We start from the raw sequence: 16,686 nt of genomic DNA, 5'->3' as shown, positions 1-16,686 counted from the left end.
CTAAATGATTTTGACTTATAATTATAATCTCAATATAATATATAATAGATATATTAAAAAAGGGGGCATTATAATATGAAATATATAGTTAAAAATTTAGAAGAATTATTAAAAATTCCAAGTCCTACTGGAAATACAGAAAAAGCTGTATCACTTGTAGAAGAAAAATTCAAAGAACTGGGAATAGTAACAAAACGAACTACAAAAGGTGCTTTAATCGCCACTATAGAAGGAAAGAACAAGGATAAAGAGGTAACATTATCTGGTCATGTGGATACTTTAGGCGGCATGGTAAAGGAAATAAAAGGAAATGGAAGACTTAAGATTACTCAATTAGGCGGCTATGTATGGAACACCATAGAGGGTGAACATGTAACTGTTGAAACCTTAGATGGAAAAACTTATACTGGCACTATAATGACCACTAAAGCTTCATCTCATGTCCATGGTGAAGGAACCAAAACCATAGAAAGAAACTCTGATAATATGGAAATAAGAATAGATGAAAAGGTTTCTTCTAAGGAGGATACTCTAGAACTTGGCATAAATGTAGGAGATTTTGTATACTTTGACCCAAGAGTAGTTGTTACTGAATCAGGGTTTATAAAATCAAGACATCTAGATGATAAGGCTGGAGTTATATCTATACTTGGTATAGCTAAGCATTTAGTGGATAATAATATCACACCTAATTATACAACTAATTTCTTTATATCTACTTATGAGGAGGTTGGTCATGGTGCATCTGCTTCTATACCAGAGAAAACCTTTGAATTTATAGCAATAGACATGGCAGCTCCTGGAGAAGGTCAGACATCAGATGAATTCTCAGTTACAATTTGTGCTAAGGATAGCACTGGCCCATATGACCTTGAGCTTAGAAAGAGACTTATTGATTTAGCTAAAGAAGAAGAGATAAACTATAAAATAGATATCTATCCATTCTATGGCTCTGATGGCTCAGCAGCTCTTAGAGCAGGATATGATTTTAAAGTTGGTTTAATCGGCCCTGGAGTCGATGCTTCTCATAGTTTTGAAAGAACTCATATTGAAGCAATTGAAAATACGATAAAGCTTGGAATAGCCTATTTAACTAAATAAATATAATAAAGGGGATATTTCATAACTAATTAATTAGTTATGAAATATCCCCTTACAACTGAATTAATCCAAACTAAAAGTTGTCAGGAAGATTATACTTATAATCTTCACAACAAATTGGAAGTCTTTTACTTGCGTTTCTTAGAAACCGGTATCCATATTTCACTTTCATAATCAACTGCTCTGATATCCCCCTGTGCATACCACTCTATATTAGCGCCCATCGCTATCTCATAATCAGGATTTCCTGGAAGCCACTCATTAAATATTTTCGTATTCACGGATTGCAATGCTCCTGGCATAGGTCCCGAACAAGTAAACTTTGCCCATTCCATGTCTGGAAACTCAAACACAATCATTCCATTCGGTACATTTCCGCCATGATATGTACCTGCAATCAGATAGCGGAACTTTCCTTCTTCCCCAATATTGTCAATACAAATCCCATATTCACCTATACAACAATCGGAAATTACCTGCTGAATCTCTCCTTCAGGTTTTTCCTTCCCAGATAAAGGTGTCATATGCTTTTCACAAAACTCATCCCAGAATTCTGGAATTTCCTCATACGAATTATCGAAAGAAAATTCTCTCTCGAATCCAATTACCTTAAACCCCTGCATTTTTTCTACTACATAATCCATCTCATTTCCTCCTTGAATCGTTATTTTAATCTTCAGAGGTAAAAATACATTCATCCCGCTTATATCTTTTTTCAGTTGCATAGGAGAACATCCATGAAATCGATTGAAAGCTTTTGTAAAACTCTCTGGAGTATCATATCCATACTTGTAGGCAATTTCTATCGTCTTCTCCTTATCTACAATAACATCCAATGCCGCAAGATACAATCTCCGGTATCTGATATATTCACCGATAGAATAACCAGTCATAAACTTAAACCCCTTCTGAAGATAGAAAGATGACATGTGAACTTCATTTGCTACATCCTCGGCGCCGATATGATCCAGCAAATGATTTTCAATGTATCCAATTGCACCTCTTATACTTTCTGTCCACTCCATTGTTTTCACCTCCATATGCATCATACCATGTATAGGAAATTTAATCCTGTCATATTCTGCACAAAACTGTCCATTAAATTCTAATTTTTTATTTTAACACAAACTTTTTCTAGATGCTCTCTAAAATAGAATGGATAACTCCCTTGGTGGCAAAATTATTCAGCAATATACTTGCACCAGCTGAAACCAGATCTCTTGCTAATGCTAGATCTTATTATAAATAGTTTAATCTCTGAACTTGTTTATCTATAGTATAAACTTAGATAAAATAATGATAACCTCATAATTCAAGAAAAAATTATGGGGCTATCATCAATCTGACTCCAAATTAATCTGGAGCTTATTTTTTACTATGGTATAAGATTCATATAACTTTGATAATCTTTTTATATCAAAGCATCAATTCGATAGCTTTAATATTCTCTTTAAGATACTCTATCCAATCAACCTTAAGCTCTTCATAACTTTTTCCAAAATACTCTTCATAGGTTAATGTACTGAAATCTTCAACTATTAGATATAGAAGTTTTTCTAATCCATATTCGTGTATTAAATAATTTGTAAAACTTTGATTAGCTCGATAATTAATATGATTTCCCGTCCCCATAGGCCATACATTTTGAGAACTTATATTTAATCCAACTTCATCATCTTTCAGAATCCCTTTTGGTATGATAAATTTTCCAAACTTTACTCCCATTGTGCTTATTATTGTAGTTGCATTTATTCTTCCATCCTTATCTTTCATTACTTTATTTAGATTATTTACTTCTATATTGTTTTCCTTAAGGACTTTAAACATAATATCTATAAATTCTTTTGCTTCTTCATCTAATTTATTATCATTTTCTTTAGCATATGAAATTGATTTAAGCATTTCCTCTATTATAAATTTAGATGAATCTGTATATGCAACATCCAAATAATTTGCCATGCCTTCATCTAACCACAAAAGTGGTCTTACGGCATTGTTATTCTTCTTCGATTTAAAATAATTTCCTATTAATATGTGATTATGTTCATGTATTTGTGCTAACAAACTTTTAAGAACTATATCTTTTTCAGCTTCTGCGGAATTAATCAATGCATCTATATCAAAATAATAGTGTATCTTAGGCATATTTTCTATTACATGGCTATAATCTCTATAAAAATTAGGAGCATCTTTTTTTATTCCTTCTCTAATTCGTACTATATCTGCATCAAATTTTAATATGGCATCTTCAATTTTCTTTGCAGTATCATATTGTTCATCCATAGTATTTATATCTATGGTAAATCCATTGATTTCTTCCTTTGTATTTAAAGTTAAATATATATTTGGTTTTAGTTTATTCACTTCCATCCTGTTCATTAGACTATCTATACCTCTTTGATAAGATAAATCTATATTTCTATCATTTGCCCATTCTTCAATATCTGATATGTATACTTGATTTCTCAATAATTCCTCTTTCTTCCCCTTTTTTATTAGATACTCAACTAAATCAATTGATGCAGCTTGCACATTTTCTACTTCATCCTTAGATGCGAATGGCTCAAAGAATCTCGCTCCAAATAATGAAAATTCATGGTTCTCATAGTATTTAGAAAACTCTAGGTCTTTTTTCCCTATATCGAATATGTTTACATAGAGTCCTTCTGAAATCCAATTATCGTATATATCATAGGATCTTTTTATAAGCTCTTTTTTAAATTCTTCTGTATCTATAAAGCTACTATTACATTTGATACTATCTTCTACTTTAGGTATAACGTGTTTCTCATCTATATCTATTTCTACCTTTTCTATTGGTGAAAATCCGTTAATTTTTTGTAAACTTTCTAAAATAGTATTATAGATATTTTCATTGTCTTTCACTGTATTAGATATCTTTATGCTGATATTTTCATTTGCATATGCCGTAAAATATTCTTCTTTAGTTTCTATTAAACTTACTTTTTGACTGCATCCATTAGTGAATAATGCAAAAATAAGTATTAGTAGAATCAATGATATCTTTTTTCTCATATTCAGCTCTCCTTTATCAGCCTTTAAAATAATATATAGATGTACCATCATTTAAGGTAAACATTATTAATTTTAGCTTGTCCTTAATCCAAATACATTATCTCTCATAAGAGTTTTAAAGTAATAAATTATCTTGATTCATTTGAGCTAAGATAATTTATTACTTTACCTTTAAATTGACATTATATTTCATATTTTTCAAAATTTTTACTAAAATCAGTATAACATCCACTGAAAAAACTGTCAACCTATTGATCTGACTAGCTTTTAGACATATTCAGACATAATTCGACATATTCCAATATATCTTGTTATTCTTATATAAGCAATTATATACAGGCTTGATTGACACTATTTCTTTCACAAAAGAATGATACACTTTGTGAAACTAGATGTCACTATTATTTATCTTATCTTTTATTACTAATTTTAGTATACTGTATGATATAATATTGCCATAATTACCCAGTGTCATCTAGCACTTATAAATGACTATTTTATTCTTCTAAGGGAAATATATATTTAGAGAGGTGATATTATGACTGTAAATGAAAAATTTATTATAAATTTACAAGGAAAGTCTTTTGTAACCTATGAAGGGCTTCTTGATTTAGCTCATCAAAGAAATCTTATATCTATAGAGGTTGAGATAATTCAGATACCTACTAAGGAAAATAATATGACTGCCATATGTAAAGCTGTAGCTACTACTGATAAGGAAAGATTCCAGGATATAGGAGATGCTTCTCCTAATTCTGTTAATTCAGCTTTGGTTCCACATTTAATTAGAATGGCTTCTACTCGTGCAAAAGCTCGTGTTCTTAGAGATCTAACCAATGTTGGGATGACTGCGATAGAGGAGTTATCTATTGAAGATTCTATTGTGACTGATGGTGAAGAGGGCTATTCAACTTATCAAGAAGAACCTCCCACTCCTAGACAGGTAGAAACTATAAAAAAATTAGCTGGAGAGTTAAACTATCAAGTAAATTACGATACTTTAACTAAGAAAACTGCTGGAAATATAATATCTAGATTAATAGAAGAAAAGAAAAAATAAGCAAATTTACTTCTAGTGCTACATTTAAGAAAAACTTAAATATTGATAAAACAAATAATTCCTTGGATATATAATTCTTATCCAAGGAATTTCTATAATAACAATCTTATACTATCTTACTATCAGTATAGTTTATAGGTTTATAATTCTTCTTGCTCTAATATTGACCTAACAAACCTTTCCTTTTAGCCAATTTAACACATTTATTAAATACCACTAAACCTATGCTAAAATATAAAATAGAATTGCCTACCATAATTCCATAATCATATATTGAGAAATCAGCAAATGAATATCCTTTCCTCATAGATAACATAACCTTATCTGCCGCAGGTCTAAAAGGCAGTAAATTGTATATGATTTTATTTTCTGGACTTACCATAACTAAAGCTATTAAAAAATATTGGACTATATTTAGCAAAGATTGAATCTTTTTAAAGATAAGTGCTAAGCCTCCAAAAATCAACCCTATACCTAATATACTAAATATACCTATAAATATAGGAAACAAAATTGAAAATATCTTTATCTCAAATTGATAATCAGTTGTCACCATAATAATAAATAATAGAACAATAGAAATTATCAAGTTTACTAACAAATCAGAAAGACTCCTTACAGTCACTATAGTTGAAAGCTTTATACCTGACATATTTAGCTGCTCTAATGTCCCCCTATTAGCATCATGTATTATGCCATAAGCAGCACCTGAATAAGCCATCAACATAATTGTCCATAAAAAATATCCTACTATAAATCCTTCTAAGCTACTCCCCATATCTATAGGGGAAATGCCAAAATTTATACCAAAACTTTTAACTCCTAGAAACATTGCCATAAAGAGTACATAAAAGATTATAATGTCTGAGATTGTATTAAACTTATATCTGCTCAATTCCTTTAGTGTTTTTTCCATAGATACTTTAAATAGATAAAAGTACTTAGTCAATTAACTCACCTTCCCATCTGTGAGGCTTAAATATACCCTCTCAAAATTGATATCCTTCTGCTTAATCTCTTTTATAAGGATGTTTATATTTTTTAATTCTTCTATGATTTTATATATATCTTGAAAATCAAATATATCTATTTCTATTTTGGATCCATTATTTATAAAATAAAAACCATAATCTAATCCCATTAATAAATTCCTGTTTTCTTCAGAGAGACTTTCTGCAAGCACAATTTCATAAGTCATTGTTTTAAACATATTTAATAAATTTTCCATATTATCTTTTGCAACTATTTTCCCTTTATTTAAAACAACTACATAATCACATATATCCTGAACTAAATTCATATCGTGAGTACTAAGCAAAATAGTTTTATCTAAGTCAGATGTTATATCCATTAAAATATTCCTAATATCTGAATGACTTTGGACATCTAGACCAAGAGTGGGCTCATCTAGCAAAATAACATCCGTATTGCAGATTAACGTCATAGCTATAGCAACCTTTTGCTGCATACCTCTCGATAAGTTGTTTACCATAACATCTCTTTTATCTGTCAAATTAAATCTATCTAATATCATATCTATGTCTTTTTCTAGTCTTTTTCCTCCCAATCCTCTTATACCTGCAAAGTAACGTAAGTTCTCTCTTGGGGTTAGTCTCCAGTAGAGATTTCTAGTACCTTCAAATACGGCTGAAATTCGATTTGTAGACTTCTTGTTGTCTTTCCCACATATCTTAATATCGCCCTTATCAGGAATTATTAAATTGCAAATGCTTTTAATAGTTGTAGTTTTCCCCGAGCCATTTGGCCCAAGTATTCCACATATACTTCCTTTTTCAACTCTAAAAGAAATATCATCCACTGCCTTAACCGTTTCATAATGCTTTGTCAGATTAATAACTTCCACAGCCTCCATCCCATCATCCCTCCGATTCCATTGTTAATAGATTAATTATATAATTTCTTTTGCTGTTAAATCTCTATATACCTCTTCCTCTATTCCCATATAGTATATATGAAAATATAGAATATTTCTACAACCTTAATTAATATTTTGGGTCATGTTTTATATATGACTTTAGTCATATATAAAATAAATGGTTATATATAGTTTTATTTTTCCATAATCTATTCTTACTAAAAGAAAAAATAAGCATTTTGCTTATTTTTCTTTTTTAGCTATTTCCATTAATAGTTTACTAAGTTTAATATTATCATGCCTAATATAATCTTTTCTAATATTTATTAAGTTCTCACCTATTAATTTTATATTTCTAGATTTTAATATCTTTTCATCATTTGATCCCATCAATACTGGCTTAGAACCATCCATTATATATTTCTCTAAAGTATCTATAGGGATTTCTTCTTTATTTGCTATTACATAGTCTAAGAAATCTAATGTACTGTGCTTTAGTATTGCATTTACATGGTCTAAGACATCATATCCATCTGTCTCTCCAGGTTGAGTCATTACATTTGTAATATATACTTTTGGAGCTTTAGCATTATATATAGTATCTACTATATGGTTCACCAAAAGATTAGGTATAACACTGGTATATAAACTTCCCGGTCCAAGGACTATTAAATCTGCATTATTAATTGCTTCCACAGATTCATCTAAAGGATAAGATATCTTAGGCTCAGTATAGATATAGTCTATTCTGCTGCCAGCCCTCATTGCATCAAGTGGGATATGGGATTCTCCCTTTAATATATCACCATTTTCTAGAACGGCGCAAAGCTTCACGTCTTCTAAAGTCATAGGAAGTACCTTTCCAGTTACAGCCAGTACATTACTTGTCTCCTTTATTGCCTTCTCAAAACTACCATATATTTCATTCATAGCTGCTATAAATAAATTGCCAAAATTTTGACCCTTTAGTATCCCATCAGTAAATCTATACTGTAAAAGTTTCTCCATAGTAGGCTCCGTATTAGCCAGAGCCAATAAACAAGAACGAATGTCCCCTGGAGGAAGCATTCCTAGATCCTCTCTAAGTATACCTGATCCTCCACCATCATCTGCCACAGTAACTATAGCTGTAATATTAGATGTAAGTTTTTTAAGTCCTCTCAATAAAATGGAAAGTCCTGTACCACCACCTATGACTACAAATTTAGGTTCCATGGATAATTCTTTCTCTACTTTAAAACTTCTCATAAATATTCCCCTTTATTTTAATCTATAGTCTCTATGGCTTACTGCTACCCTATGACCATTTGTTTCCAATATGTCAGCTATTTCATTAGCTATTGCCACAGATCTATGGACACCTCCTGTACATCCTATGCCTACAATCAATTGAGTTTTTCCCTCTCTTGTATAATGAGGAATCAAGAATTCTAACATATCTATAACCTTAGATATAAATATATTGGTTTGAGGCCATTTAAATACATAATCTCTTACATTCTCATCTTCTCCTGTATACTCTCTTAGCTCTTGAATATAGAAAGGATTTGGAATAAATCGTACATCAAATATCAAATCACCATCTAATAATGTCCCATGCTTGAAACCGAAAGAAATTACCGAGAGAGATATATTTCTTGATCCTTTTCCTTCTAGAAATATATTTGACATCTCTTCTTTTAGCATGCTTAAAGTCAAATTAGACGTATCTATTATATAATCTGCTCTTCCCTTCACATTCTCTAAAAGCTCTCTTTCCTTTTTAATACCTTCAATTATACTTCCTTCTGGGTTTAATGGATGAGGCCGCCTTAACTCCTTATATCTCTTTACCAATACATTATCAGCTGCATCTAAGAAAAGAATTTTATGTGTCATTCCACCATCATTTAGTTCTTGTAATCCTTTGAAGAGATGTTCAAAGAATTCACCAGAACGAATATCAACTACTACAGCTACCTTATCTATATCTTTTCTAGATTTGTAACATAATTCCGCAAATTTCGCCAAAAGGGCAGGAGGTAGATTATCCATACAATAATAATTCATATCCTCCATTACCTTCATTGCTTGAGATTTACCAGCTCCTGACATACCAGTAATCAATAAAAATTCCATAAAAACACCTCATTAGTTTATCTCAATATTTTTTATTCTGTCTAGAGGCAGATTTGCCTCTTTTGCTTTTCTTATTCCATTTTCAACATTTCCAACATCCTCTGGTCTATGGGCATCACTATTTACCATATAAATAACATCCATATCTAATAAAAGTTTAATGCTTTCTACAGATAATTGGCTATGTTTTGCACTTATCTCCAGAGCCGTACCATATTTGTTAGCCTCCCTAGCTAATTCTACAATATCAACTACTGCCTTAGATCCTGGATGAGAAATCATATTTATAGGATATTTCCCTAAAGCTTTTATATATGCTCTGGTATTTAACTCCTTGGCTTTTTCCTTACCTATATGAAAAATTTTAGATATTGGATTTAATACATATAATCCTATGCCATCCTTTAAAGTTTTTGGGGTAGCACCATAGTGATATCCCATAATTAGGAAGTCAATATATTTAAGGAGTTTTTCATCTACATCGAGAGTTCCATCTAATCCTACTAAATTGGACTCTATCCCAAGTAAAATCTTTAATCCCTTAGGCATAAATTCTTCATTCAATCTATCTATTTCATCTCTCATAAGAGGAATTCTTTTTTTCCTAACACCATAAAGATAATGTCCAGGTCCATGCTCAGTGATTGCAATTTCACTAAGTCCCTTAGCTAAAGCAGCTTCTGCATTATCTCTAATGGTACCTATTGCATGTTTACCTTCTTTTCTAAAACCACTACTATAAATAGTGTGAGTATGATAATCCCCTATTAGCTTTATCATCTAATCCTCTCCTAATAGCTTTATCTCTCTTTCAAGTTCTACGTTAAATTTATCTCTTACTACTTTTTGTATAACAGAAATCAGCTGTAATACATCCTTGCAAGTTGCATTATCAACATTGACTACAAAACCACAATGTTTCTCTGAAACTTGGGCTCCACCATGTCTTAGCCCACGAAGTCCTGCATCTTCTATTAATTTCCCAGCAAAATATCCTTCTGGTCTCTTAAATGTGCTACCTCCACTTGGTAGTTCAAGAGGTTGTTTTGATGTTCTTTTATATGTTAAATCTTTCATTGTTTCTTCAATAGCTGAGTATTCTCCAGTTTCTAAGCTTAGCTCCACTTCAAGTACAATCAATCCTTCATCCCATACCCTACTATTTCTATATCTGAAATTCATCTCTTCATTTGTATATTCCCTAATTTCATTATTTTTATCCAATGCTCTAACTGTTGTCACTACATCTTTCATTTCCCCACCATAGGCACCTGCATTCATTGTAATTGCTCCTCCTATGGTACCAGGTATACCAGATGCAAACTCAAAGTTTTTTAGACTATGCTTTAAAGCTACCTTGCTAGTAGTGGATAATAAGACTCCCGCTTGACAATAAACCCTAGTCTCATCTACTTTTATTTTATTAAATCCTTCATTTACTTTAATTACAACACCTCTTATACCACCATCTCTAACAAGTAAATTGCTTCCATTACCCATAATTAAAAAATCTATATTATTTTCTCTTGAGAATTTAATTGCTTCTATTAGTTCCTCTTCATTAGATGGAATAACCATTACATCTGCTGGTCCACCGATTTTAAATGTAGTATGATTTCTCATTGGCTCATCTAATAATATTTTTCCAAAAGATTTATTTTCAAACATTTTCTGCATTTCTTCTTTTTTCAAATAAACCACTCCTTATGTAATCTCCATATCTTTATTATTGTATCAAATTTCCTATAGTATTACTAATTTATTTTATATTCATCATAATATAATATTCTTATATGCTACTCTTTATGTGCAAAGAAAAAGTAGAGCTTAAGCTCTACCTAGTTAATTCATCTAAAATATTTTATATCTACATGTTTTCTAATATAGAATATGCCTTAAATTTATTTTTAATTATCAATGATAATAAACCGATACCACACAATAAAATCAACTGATATACTAGTATAAAAGCCCATGATATAGATCCAGTATATAATTTCCCTAGAACTGGTGCAATTACAGGCATAGCTATAAAATAATTAAATAGATTTGCTGACTTTACGGTTTTACTCTTTAAAGAAATTAAAACTCCTAGAAAAGTAGTAAAAAAACATGCTATTAATGAATTAATAAATATAAAATATATAGCTTTGAAAGAATAGAAGTTTAAAACTAAATTTTTATATTCTATAAAATTCATTATTATAAATAATATGTAGCTTATTCCAAAAATTATAGCTATAATACTTAAAGTTACAATAACTATATATATTACCTTCCCTAAAAAAATATATGCCAATGGTACTGGTGAGAGCAAAAGTGTTTCTATTGTTTTTCGTTCCTTTTCTCCGGCAAAAGAATCTGCTGTTAACCCTGATGGAATAATACTGGCTATAATCTGAAAGACAAATCCCATTATATACCAACTTCTATTCAATATACTTTCTTTTGCAGATATAGGTATAATAATCCCTATAACAGCAATAAGCATTATATAATATGATATAAATTCTTTTGATTTTAATAATTCTTTTATTTCTTTTTCCATAATAGCTCTTATCATATTGCATTTTCCTCTCTATGGCTATCTACATAAAGTTTATTCAAATCAAATATTTCATGTTCTACATTTACAATATTAAAGTTATATTCCATAAAGATTTTTAGAATGCTATTTATATCATTTAAACTATCAATCTCCATCTTTATAGAATTCATATCAAACTCTATATTATCAACCTTATTCTTTTTTAATTCCTCTTCTATTTGTTCTTTAAATTGAAATAAATCTTGAATAGTATTTATTACAATTCCTATAGATTCTTTATTCCTTGATAAGCTATTAATATTATCACTATATACAATTTTTCCTTTTTTAATTATAGTAATGTATTCGCATAGTTTCTTCACTTCTTCTAAGTCATGGCTACATAAAACCACAGAGATTTTTTTCATTTTAACTAGTTCCTCAATAAGTTCATGAAATTCACTTTTACTTATAGGATCTAGTCCATTAGAAGCCTCATCTAATAGAAGCAATTTTGGTTCATTGATAATTGCCCTAATTATTCCTGCCTTCTTTTTTATCCCTGTGGAACAATCTTTAATAAGCTTATTTTTAAACTCTGAAATTTGAAACATCTTAAGATAACTATCTATTCTATTCTTTAATTCTTTATTCTCTATATTATAAAGTCTTCCATAAAATATTAAATTATCATAAATACTTAATCTATCATACATGGACATATTTTCAGATAAAATACCTATGTTTTTTCTAAGCTCATACCCATCATCAGTTGGATTTAGTCCCAATACCTCTACTTCTCCCTTATCTTGCTTATATGTTCCCCCTATAATCCTTATTAATGTTGTTTTCCCAGCTCCATTATGACCTAATAATCCATGTATACATCCCTCATTAAAATCAACGCTAATATCATCAAGAGCTATATTATTCCCAAAGCTTTTCTGTACATTTTTAACCTGTACTATTTTATTCATCTATCCTTTTCTTTCCTTTCTTTTTATTATAATATCCATAACCCTTAGTTATAATTGCTATAGCTAAGAATATTGCAAAGTATCCCCATTGACTCATTAACCTTCCCCCTGTTCTTATATCTCTTTATTTAAATTTTTAGTCCATCCAAATACCTATTGAAATTCTTCTTTTGAAATATATCTCCTATTGAATTCCTATATTGTTCTATTGTATATTAAAGCCATTATATCCTTACTAAATGCCATAGTCAACTTATTGATTTTACTGGTTTTTCGACATATTTCGACATATCTTGATATAATATATAAAATAAAAAGGTTATCGTCGTCACGATAACTTTATTTTATATATTATTACTCAGCCATTTTCTTATATTGATCATATCTTGCCTTAGCATCAGCCTCAGCTGCTTGGAATAATTCATCTGCTATCTCTGGGAATGTTCTTCTTAATGAAGTATATCTAACCTCAGAGTTGATGAAGTCCATAAATGGTTCTGTTGGCTCTTTGGAGTCAAGAACAAATGGATTCTTTCCTTCTTCCTTAAGTCTTGGGTCGAATCTAAATAGATGCCAATATCCTGTATCTACAGCTTTCTTTTCTTGCTTGATTGTCTTACCCATTCCAACTCTAATACCGTGGTTAATACATGGTGCATAAGCTATAACTATAGATGGTCCATCATAGGATTCTGCTTCTTTAAGTGCTTTAATAAGTTGATTCATATTAGCACCCATAGCTACTTGAGCTACGTAAACATATCCATAGGAAGTCATCATAAGCCCTAAGTTTTTCTTAGTTACTTTTTTACCAGAAGCTGCAAACTTAGCAACTGCTGCAGTTGGTGTCGCTTTAGATGATTGACCACCTGTATTTGAATATACTTCAGTATCCATAACTAATATGTTTACATCTTCTCCTGATGCTAGAACATGGTCTAGTCCACCAAATCCAATGTCATAAGCCCAACCGTCTCCACCAAATATCCACATGGATCTCTTAATTAGATAGTCTTTAAGTTCTTCAATTTCAGCAAGAATTTCTTTTCCTCTTGCACTCGCTACATCTTTGTTTAATCTTGGTAAAATCATTCCTGTAGCTGCTTTTGAAGCCTTAGCATCCTTCATACCTTCTATCCAAGCATTAAAGTATCCATTTAATTCTTCATCTATATTTAATTCAATAAATTCTTTCATTAATCTTTCAATCTTATCTCTCATTTGTTTAACAGCTACTGCCATACCATAGCCATACTCAGCATTATCTTCAAATAATGAATTTGCCCATGATGGTCCTCTGCCGTCTTGACCTTTACAATATGGCATAGATGGTGCAGATCCACCCCAGATTGATGAACAGCCTGTAGCATTGGCAATCATCATTCTATCTCCAAACAATTGAGTGATTAGTTTTACATATGGAGTTTCTCCACATCCAGCACATGCTCCTGAGAATTGAAGATGTGGCTCTTGGAATTGAGATCCCTTAATACTATATTCGTCCATTACATCTGTTTTAGCCTTAATTGTCATAGCATATTCCCAATTTTTAGTTTCAACTTCATATTCTTCTTCAAATGGAGTCATAACTAGAGCTTTTTGTTTAGCTGGACATACATCAGCACAATTTCCACATCCTGTACAGTCTAGTGGACTGATTTGAATCTTAAATCTTAAGTCTTCTAAGCCTTTTCCTGTAGCCTTTAGTGTCGTAAAGGTTTCTGGAGCATTTTTCTCTTCTTCTCCATCTAACAAGAATGGTCTAATAACTGCATGTGGACAAACAAATGAACATTGGTTACATTGGATACAATTTTCTGGTATCCATTTTGGTACATCTACTGCAATACCACGTTTTTCATAAGCAGATGTTCCATGTGGGAAGGATCCGTCTTCTCTACCAACAAAAGTACTTACAGGCAGATCGTCCCCTTCTTGCCTGTTCATTGGTATCAATACCTTTTCAATAAACTCTGGTACATCTTTACCTTCTACCTTTCCAGCTTCTGCATCTTTCCATGATGCTGGAACATCTATCTTAACTAAAGCATCGATGCCTTTATCTACTGCTTCATAATTCATTCTAACGATCTCTTCACCTTTATTACCATATTCATCAACTATAGATTTTTTTAGGTGAGCAACTGCTTCATCTAATGGTAATACCTCTGATAGCTTGAAGAATGCTGATTGCATTATCATATTGATTCTTCCGCCTAATCCTATTTCCACTGCCATCTTAGTAGCATCTATTGTATAGAAGTTGATATTATGTTCTGCAATATATTTCTTCATTGATGATGGAAGATGTTTGTCTAATTCCTCTGGACTCCAAGTACAGTTTAGAAGGAAAGTTCCTCCATCTTTTAATCCTCTAAGTAAATCATATTGATATACATAGGATTGTTTCGAACAAGAAACAAAATCTGCATCAGTAATTAAATAAGTTGATTTAATTGGTTTATGTCCGAATCTTAAATGAGAAATAGTAACTCCACCTGATTTTTTACTATCATATGCAAAATATCCTTGAGCATACATATCAGTATCGTCACCAATGATTTTTATAGCAGATTTATTAGCTCCAACTGTTCCATCAGAACCAAAGCCCCAGAATTTACATTTAATTGTTCCTTCTGGCTCAGTCTTTATAACTTCATTAATATCTAATGATAGGTTAGTTACATCATCTACTATACCAATAGTAAATCTATCTTTTGGTTGATCAGCTTTTAAATTTTCATATACAGCTAATATTTGTGATGGAGTAGTATCTTTTGAACCAAGCCCATATCTTCCACCAACTATAACCGGTCTTATATCTGAATCATAGAATATATTTTTAACGTCTAAATGTAGTGGTTCAGCAACAGCGCCTTTTTCTTTAGTTCTGTCTAATACTGCTACTTTCTTTACAGTTTTTGGTAACACATCGAAGAAGTATTTTGGTGCAAAAGGTCTGTATAGGTGAACTTTTATAACTCCTACTTTTTCCCCTTTTGCTATTAAGTAATCAATAGTTTCTTCTATAGTTTCGGTAACTGAACCCATAGCAACTATTACTCTTTCAGCTTCTGGATGTCCATAGTAATTGAAAGGTTTATAATCTCTGCCTGTAATTTTGTTTATTTCGTTCATATATTCTACTACTACATCTACTATCTTTTCATAGTATGGATTAGCAGCTTCTGCAGCTTGGAAATAAATATCTGGATTTTGTGCCGTTCCTTTTGTATATGGTCTTTCTGGATTCAATGCTCTTTGTCTAAACTCATTAAGGGCATCATAATCAACTAATTTCTCTAAATCTGCATAATCCATTACTTCAATTTTTTGTATTTCATGAGATGTTCTAAATCCATCGAAGAAATGTAAGAAAGGAACTCTTCCTTTTATAGCGGAAAGATGTGCAACACCTGCTAAATCCATTGTTTCTTGAACAGATCCTGAAGCAAGTAAAGCAAATCCTGTTTGTCTAGCTGCCATAACGTCTTGGTGATCTCCAAATATACTAAGGGCATGTCCAGCTATAGCTCTTGCTGTAACGTGGAATACTGCCGGTAACAGTTCTCCTGCCATTTTATACATATTTGGAATCATAAGTAATAAACCTTGTGAAGCCGTAAAAGTAGTAGTTAATGCTCCTGCTGATAGGGAACCGTGTACTGCCCCTGCTGCTCCCGCCTCAGATTGCATTTCTGTAACTAATACTTCTTGTCCAAATATATTTTTTCTGTCATTGGCAGACCATTCATCTACTAATTCTGCCATTGTTGAAGATGGTGTAATTGGATAGATCGCAGCTACATCAGTAAAAGCATAAGCAACATGAGAGGCAGCAGTATTTCCATCCATGGTCTTCATTATTTTTGCCATATATAAACCTCCTTTTTATTATAAAAACTATTATAGTTTGTAGATATTTTAACATTCTGTCAATTAAAACATTAGTAATTTATGACAGTGTGTTCCTATTCAAGTATATGAAATA

At 31.2% G+C, this 16,686-nt stretch carries 13 protein-coding genes; 2 read left to right on the top strand and 11 right to left on the bottom strand.

The genetic code is table 11. From position 1 onward, the window contains the following. The first annotated feature begins 75 nt into the window (after positions 1-75). Positions 76-1,101: a M42 family metallopeptidase gene (locus CIW83_RS10455; protein WP_094900934.1), complete on the top strand. Its 1,026-nt coding sequence runs from the start codon at positions 76-78 to the stop codon at positions 1,099-1,101. A 128-nt stretch (positions 1,102-1,229) separates the two neighbouring features. Here CIW83_RS10455 and CIW83_RS10450 read toward each other — a convergent pair whose 3' ends face one another. Both CIW83_RS10450 and CIW83_RS10445 read right to left on the bottom strand, forming a co-directional pair. Continuing rightward, the gene (locus CIW83_RS10450; protein WP_094900932.1) at positions 1,230-2,126 is read right to left on the bottom strand and encodes an AraC family transcriptional regulator; all 897 of its coding nucleotides are present in this window, start codon (positions 2,124-2,126) and stop codon (positions 1,230-1,232) included. Positions 2,127-2,517: 391 nt separating this feature from the next. Next, positions 2,518-4,137: a hypothetical protein gene (locus CIW83_RS10445; protein WP_094900930.1), complete on the bottom strand. Its 1,620-nt coding sequence runs from the start codon at positions 4,135-4,137 to the stop codon at positions 2,518-2,520. Positions 4,138-4,675: 538 nt separating this feature from the next. On the opposite strand from CIW83_RS10445, the gene CIW83_RS10440 reads away from it, so the two are divergent. Then, positions 4,676-5,197, top strand: coding sequence for a hypothetical protein (locus CIW83_RS10440; protein ID WP_094900928.1), 522 nt, complete (start codon positions 4,676-4,678; stop codon positions 5,195-5,197). Between the two features lie 157 nt (positions 5,198-5,354). Here the strand turns inward: CIW83_RS10440 and CIW83_RS10435 are convergent, their stop codons facing one another. The 9 genes from CIW83_RS10435 to nifJ form a co-directional block, all read right to left on the bottom strand. Then, on the bottom strand, positions 5,355-6,146 hold the full coding sequence (locus CIW83_RS10435) for an ABC transporter permease (protein ID WP_094900926.1): 792 nt from the start codon (positions 6,144-6,146) through the stop codon (positions 5,355-5,357). Further along, positions 6,147-7,070, bottom strand: coding sequence for an ABC transporter ATP-binding protein (locus tag CIW83_RS10430; RefSeq protein WP_094900924.1), 924 nt, complete (start codon positions 7,068-7,070; stop codon positions 6,147-6,149). Positions 7,071-7,316: 246 nt separating this feature from the next. Continuing rightward, positions 7,317-8,321 (bottom strand): YvcK family protein, encoded by a 1,005-nt coding sequence (gene yvcK, locus CIW83_RS10425; protein ID WP_094900922.1) that lies wholly within the window; start codon positions 8,319-8,321, stop codon positions 7,317-7,319. Between the two features lie 12 nt (positions 8,322-8,333). Further along, complete coding sequence (rapZ, locus tag CIW83_RS10420; RefSeq protein WP_094900920.1) at positions 8,334-9,191, bottom strand: RNase adapter RapZ; 858 nt, start codon at positions 9,189-9,191, stop codon at positions 8,334-8,336. Positions 9,192-9,203: 12 nt separating this feature from the next. Next, entirely contained in the window at positions 9,204-9,971 is a 768-nt protein-coding gene (locus tag CIW83_RS10415; protein WP_235601292.1) for a PHP domain-containing protein, read from the bottom strand. Continuing rightward, positions 9,972-10,883, bottom strand: a complete 912-nt coding sequence (gene murB, locus CIW83_RS10410) for a UDP-N-acetylmuramate dehydrogenase (RefSeq protein ID WP_369819391.1) — start codon at positions 10,881-10,883, stop codon at positions 9,972-9,974. A gap of 175 nt (positions 10,884-11,058) precedes the next feature. Next, entirely contained in the window at positions 11,059-11,754 is a 696-nt protein-coding gene (locus CIW83_RS10405; protein ID WP_094900918.1) for an ABC transporter permease, read from the bottom strand. Next, positions 11,751-12,695 (bottom strand): ABC transporter ATP-binding protein, encoded by a 945-nt coding sequence (locus tag CIW83_RS10400; protein WP_094900916.1) that lies wholly within the window; start codon positions 12,693-12,695, stop codon positions 11,751-11,753. The genes CIW83_RS10405 and CIW83_RS10400 overlap by 4 nt, the downstream gene beginning before the upstream one ends. A gap of 354 nt (positions 12,696-13,049) precedes the next feature. After that, positions 13,050-16,571, bottom strand: a complete 3,522-nt coding sequence (gene nifJ / locus CIW83_RS10395) for a pyruvate:ferredoxin (flavodoxin) oxidoreductase (protein WP_094900914.1) — start codon at positions 16,569-16,571, stop codon at positions 13,050-13,052. Positions 16,572-16,686 lie beyond the last annotated feature (115 nt).

This window comes from Tissierella sp. P1 (assembly GCF_002266425.1).
Lineage (GTDB): Bacteria > Bacillota > Clostridia > Tissierellales > Tissierellaceae > Tissierella > Tissierella carlieri.
The sequence above is the reverse complement of the archived record's forward strand: the minus strand, read 5'-3'. Positions and strand labels throughout refer to the sequence as shown.